The organism is Soonwooa sp. T0.1_25, assembly GCF_057652215.1.
Genome location: NZ_JBYFBZ010000044.1, coordinates 1 through 1,093, shown reverse-complemented (window position 1 = coordinate 1,093; position 1,093 = coordinate 1). Strand labels below are relative to the sequence as shown.

Sequence of the window (1,093 nt, the reverse complement as noted above, 5' to 3'; positions counted from 1 at the left end):
CCGTTATCTGCAATAATATTACAGCATTATGTTTGAATTAGGCTTCACTTTTGAACATTTACAAAAAAACAACAAAGGATTAATTTTCGATCTAGAAAATCAAATTGTTTTGTACAAAATCAAAAATAATCATATTTCTAAAAGGACATTAATATTGTTTAAGAGAATTAATTCTTTAGAGGAGTTTGATTATGCAGAAAAGATCATCGATGTGGAGGATCTCCAAAATAGTAATGTTTCATATTTGTTTTATAAAAACATAACAAGTACAAAACATAAGAACTTAATTTTAGAAAAGAATACAAGCATTCGAAAATTAGAAGGAATAATATCTAATTGGCGGAAGATTTATGAAAAAGAATCGTTCAAAGAAAATCTTTTCAAATCGGTAGAAGTTCATATAAACTTTCATAATTTCAAAAAATATATAGATTGCTATTCTTTTGAAACGAAAAGCCACATTCAGTACAAATGGGATGGAGATAGTCCGTATCGAGTTTTTTTGGTTGGAGATTTTATTGACAATTCAAGGAATGAGACAAAATATAAAAATACGGATAAATTTAGCGACACTTACATTTCATCATTCCTTAAATACAACAAATGCTTATATGACGATGGTAGACCATTAAGAGAGGACATAAGTTTTATTTTGAGTGATGAGGGAAAATTTGATCAAAACAAAATATTATTAGAAAAAATAGAATCATTAGAAATTCAATAATAAATTATGATCATGAAAATCACATAAAAACTATATTACAGGATAAAGGACTTTATGATCTAACTTTAGATCAATTTCCGAATATTAAAGAAGACTTATCAATTTATACAAAATCATTTATTGAACATTTTGTAATAAAATTAGAACGAATTAATAATAAAGAGTTATTATTACTGCAGATAACATAGTATTGGCAAAATGCGGGGTGAAACGCAAGTTGAAAAATTTGTAGCATTTATCCGCCGATTGCTTTTCCGTATTGATTATTTTTGTAATTTAACAATCCGAAAAAAGCATCGGCTTCGCTCGGTTCTGAATTGAACTTTCAGTTAAATCCAGCCCGCACTTCGCCAATACTTTTTCCGTTAT

At 27.6% G+C, this 1,093-nt stretch carries 1 protein-coding gene; it reads left to right on the top strand.

From position 1 onward, the window contains the following. Positions 1-28: 28 nt before the first annotated feature. A complete protein-coding gene (locus AC23MB_RS14250) occupies positions 29-724 on the top strand; it encodes a hypothetical protein (RefSeq protein WP_487787640.1) in 696 nt (231 codons plus the stop codon). The last annotated feature ends 369 nt before the right edge of the window (positions 725-1,093 follow it).

Bases quoted from the DNA above. Each gene is read 5' to 3' on its own strand.
- AC23MB_RS14250 (WP_487787640.1), top strand. From the start codon at position 29: ATGTTTGAATTAGGCTTCACTTTTGAACATTTACAAAAAAACAACAAA.